Origin of the sequence: Eubacterium sp. CAG:161 (assembly GCF_000432355.1) — a bacterium.
Taxonomy (GTDB): Bacteria; Bacillota; Clostridia; order Lachnospirales; family Lachnospiraceae; genus Eubacterium_G; species Eubacterium_G segne.
On the sequence record NZ_HF991861.1, the window covers coordinates 37,778 to 42,047 of the forward strand.

Genomic DNA, 4,270 nt, shown 5'->3' on the forward strand with positions numbered 1-4,270 from the left:
AATATTTATTGACCGTCCTAACAGGTTTATTGCCCATGTTGATATAGAAGGAGTTGTAAATACCGTGCATGTAAAAAATACAGGGCGTTGTAAGGAATTGTTGATTCCTAAAACTCCTGTAAGGCTGGAGGTTTCTGACAATCCAAATAGGAAGACTTTATATGACTTAGTGGCTGTATATAAGAAAAATTTTGGTTGGATTAATATGGATAGTCAGGCACCAAACAAGGGAGTGAAAGAGTGGTTAGAAACAAGTGAAAGAGTGGTTAGAAACAAAGGATTATGATTACATTAAGCCAGAGTATAAATACGGAGATTCCAGAATTGACTTTTATATGAGAAAAGGAAATCAGGAATATCTTATGGAAGTAAAGGGATGCACCTTGGAAATAGATGGAATAGGATATTTCCCTGATGCACCTACCACAAGGGGAATTAAGCATTTAAGAGAATTAATTAAGGCAAAAAGGGCGGGTTATGAATGTGCAATAGCATTTGTGATTCAGATGGAAGGAATTAATGAAGTACGTCCTAATATAGATACTCATCCTGAATTTGGTGTGGCATTACAGGAGGCAAAAGAAGCCGGAGTGAAAATTTTGTATTTGACATGCAAAGTGGGAAGGGATACCCTAGAGATAATAAATTAACTTTTAGATAAGTTATATGGAGGCATTTATGGAAGAAAGCAGATTTATTGATTTTTCAAAGGAACTTATGGAGTTTATAGATAAAAGTCCCAGTGCATTTCATGTGACGGCAAATTTTGCAGAGATGCTTAAAAAAAACGGATATTCACAATTAAATGAGCAGGATAAATGGAATTTGTTACCGGGAGAAAAATATTATGTTACAAGAAACGGCTCTTCAATAATTGCATTTTGTATACCAAAGAATAATAAGATTTCAAATTTTCAAATAGCAGCAGCCCATAGTGACTCACCGGCATTTAAAATAAAGGAAAATCCGGAAATGGTAGAAGACAACAGGTACCTTTCATTAAATGTGGAAAAATATGGTGGAATGCTTATGGCACCGTGGTTTGACAGACCGTTGTCAGTGGCAGGACGTATTATTGTTAAGGATGGAATGAAAATAAAACCGGTGCTGGTAAATGTTGAAAGAGATTTGTGTATTATTCCGAATCTGGCAATCCATATGAATAGAGAAGCCAACACGGGGGTCAAATATAATCCTCAAAAAGATATGATTCCACTGTTTGGAGAACTGACATCTAAGGGAATTTTTTATAAAGTAATGGCAGATGTTGCCGGAGTAAATGAGGATTCCATAGTTAGTTCAGATTTGTTTTTATATAACAGACAAAAGGGAACTGTTTTAGGATGTAATGGTGAATTTATGTCAGCACCAAGGCTTGATGATATTATGTGTGCCTATAGTTGTATGAAGGCGCATATTGCTGCAGGTGGGTCTGATTCCAATAGCGTTACGGTTTGTGCCATTTTTGATAATGAAGAGGTTGGTAGTACAACAAAGCAAGGGGCGGATTCTACGTTTTTGTCAGATGTTCTTAATAGAATCGGTTTGTGTATGGGAATAAATGGAGAAGATTTGATTCGGGCATATTCCCGGTCATTTATGTTATCGGCGGATAATGCCCATGGTGTTCACCCTAATTATATGGAAAAAGCTGACCCTACTAACAGACCTTATATGAATAGTGGAATAGTTATCAAGTATAATGCAAACCAAAAATATACTACAGATGGAATGTCAGCAGCAGTGTTTAAAGAAATCTGTAAGGAGGCAGCAGTACCGACTCAAACTTATGTAAACCGTTCAGATATTCCCGGCGGTTCAACTCTGGGAAACATAGCAAACAGTCACATATCTATTAATACGGTAGATATCGGGCTTGCCCAGTTGGCAATGCATTCGCCATATGAGACAGCCGGTACAAAAGATGCACTATATATGTTAGAAGGAGTTAAGGCATTTTATAAAACAAAGGTAACAGTTGGAGATAATGGGGAATTCATATTAGGATAGAATATTTAAATAAAGATGAGGATACAATCATCACAACATATACAGTAGAATAAAGAAAAAATGTGATATACTAATTTTGTAACATTAAATCAAAGAGTTTAAAAGCATTTTGTGATAAGTATAGCCCGGATACTGCAGTCAGATTTTCAACAATGAAGTACATTAACCAGGAGTGGATGGAAAATATACCACTATATGCCATATGTAATTTATAAATATAGTAAAAAGTGTCCCTACAAATTTAATTGAGGGACACTTTTACAACAATTATGCAAACATTGAAAATGCCATAACTACAATTCCAAGTATAACAAGTATAATACCTGTGGCACGGTTTAAGGTTTTTGGCGTAGCTTTGTTGGCAAACACGGCAGCAATTCTTGCCCATAATAATGTAAATATAATACACAAAATCCAGACCGTTACATCAGGGGCACCTCCAATGGCAAAGTGTGAGGCTGCACCGGTAAATGCTGTAAATGTCATAATGAATACGCTGGTTCCCACGGCAGTTTTAAGTTCATATCCCAAAACTGAAGTTAAAATAAGGAGCATCATCATACCTCCCCCGGCACCAACGAAACCACATATAAATCCAATTAAAACGCCACAGATAACTGACTGAATGGCACGCTTTTTGGCAGGAACATCGGCCATTGCTTCTTTGGTTGTCATAACAGGCTTTACAATAAATTTAATTCCCAAAAGAAAGGTCATAAAAACAGAAAAGTTTCCCATGGTTGTAGATGGAACAAGGCTTGAAATATAGCTTCCTACAACAGTGAATGCTAAAACGCTAACCATCATAATAAGTCCGTTTCTTATATCAAGATTTTTATTTTTTCCGTATGTATAGGCAGAAACAGCACTGGCTAAAACATCTGATGACAGGGCAATTCCCACAGCCATATATGGGTCCATGCCAAGAAATGTAATTAACATTGGGCTGATAACTGCAGCTGCACTCATTCCTGCAAAACCGGTTCCAAGTCCTGCACCCATTCCTGCAAAAAATGTTACTACAAATGTTATTAAAATGTCCATTTATTGAACCTCCTCTAAAATTTCATTGAGATTTGAATTCATCTTGCTAATGCAACTGTAAATGGCATCTTTAGTTTCTTCATCTATATCTTCGAAAATCCTGTCTACAAAGTTTTTTTGAAGAATAAGTCCCATGTTAATTATTTCATCTGCCTTAGGAGTGCATACAAGTTGGTGCTTGCGCCGGTCACCTTCCACTTCTTTTCTGATAAGATATCCGTCATTTACTAACCGGTCCACATTGACGGATACAAGATTTGCCTTGATTTTTCTGATTTCAACAATATCTCGGGCAGTGGTAAATTCCGGATTATTGGATAAAAACATCAGAATATCAAATGCTGTCTGAGGTAAATTTATCTGATGGCATAAAGGCTTACACATTGCAGAGTAAGCTAAAGAAATTTTATGAGCAAATTCAATGCCTGTTCGCATAATACATCCTCCAATATAAAAGTACAAAAATGAATAGTTCAAATTTGAAGTATTATAACATAGAAAAAATTAAAAGTAAATCATATAAATGTGTAGCAGGAAGCAAAAAGTATTGGAAAAGTTTAATAAATATGAGTAAAATTAGTGTACGATGATAAAAGTTAAGGTGTTTATAGAGGAATGTTTTTTTGAATATCCCGGAATCGTAGGGGTTCATCCAAAGGATAATACAGCTACAATCTGGATTAAAACTAATGATTTAGTGGAAATAATAAAAGAGCATGGAAATGAAGTTTTTGTTATGGAAAAGGAAAATGGCAAATGATTTTTGGAGTAAATACTATTCCTGATTATCGTAAACGTGGGCTTGCAGGAAGATTAATTACACAGGCAATTAATGATGTGCAAATACAGGGAAGAAAAGGCTTAGTACTAACATGCAAGGATGCTTTAGTACCGTGTTACTCTAAATTCGGATTTATAAATGAAGGTATTTCAGAGCATTCAACACACGGAAACGTAGTGTGGAATCAGATGAGATTAGAATTTTAATTATTTTATAATATCACAAAAAACACTTGACAAAGTAACGAATAATATATATTATAATTGATACAAGATGTAATTACAATACTGCAATGTAAGAACGGATAAATGCAAATTGAATATTGGGGCAGGCACAATGGTGGTTTGTACTTTATAAGGCTTATATTGTGCTATTGTATTTTTTTTACATCCGGTGTATACTATAAGAAGATTAAGAAAAACTAATAGTATACAC

At 35.2% G+C, this 4,270-nt stretch carries 4 protein-coding genes and 2 pseudogenes; 4 read left to right on the forward strand and 2 right to left on the reverse strand.

What is annotated here, in order from left to right:
* The first annotated feature begins 1 nt into the window (after position 1).
* Positions 2–650 (forward strand): annotated as a pseudogene (gene sfsA, locus Q5O30_RS11705) (DNA/RNA nuclease SfsA).
* Between the two features lie 28 nt (positions 651–678).
* Entirely contained in the window at positions 679–2,010 is a 1,332-nt protein-coding gene (locus Q5O30_RS05155; RefSeq protein ID WP_021952688.1) for a M18 family aminopeptidase, read from the forward strand.
* 267 nt (positions 2,011–2,277) lie between these two features.
* Here the strand turns inward: Q5O30_RS05155 and Q5O30_RS05160 are convergent, their stop codons facing one another.
* Both Q5O30_RS05160 and Q5O30_RS05165 read right to left on the reverse strand, forming a co-directional pair.
* Positions 2,278–3,054 (reverse strand): sulfite exporter TauE/SafE family protein, encoded by a 777-nt coding sequence (locus Q5O30_RS05160; RefSeq protein WP_021952689.1) that lies wholly within the window; start codon positions 3,052–3,054, stop codon positions 2,278–2,280.
* A complete protein-coding gene (locus Q5O30_RS05165) occupies positions 3,055–3,489 on the reverse strand; it encodes a MarR family winged helix-turn-helix transcriptional regulator (RefSeq protein WP_021952690.1) in 435 nt (144 codons plus the stop codon).
* Between the two features lie 151 nt (positions 3,490–3,640).
* Here Q5O30_RS05165 and Q5O30_RS05170 point away from each other — a divergent pair, with 151 nt between their 5' ends.
* A complete protein-coding gene (locus Q5O30_RS05170; RefSeq protein ID WP_021952691.1) occupies positions 3,641–3,814 on the forward strand; it encodes a ybaK/proline--tRNA ligase associated domain protein in 174 nt (57 codons plus the stop codon).
* A pseudogene (locus tag Q5O30_RS05175) lies at positions 3,799–4,041 on the forward strand (GNAT family N-acetyltransferase); the annotation flags it as partial. The gene Q5O30_RS05170 and the pseudogene Q5O30_RS05175, both read left to right, overlap by 16 nt.
* Positions 4,042–4,270 lie beyond the last annotated feature (229 nt).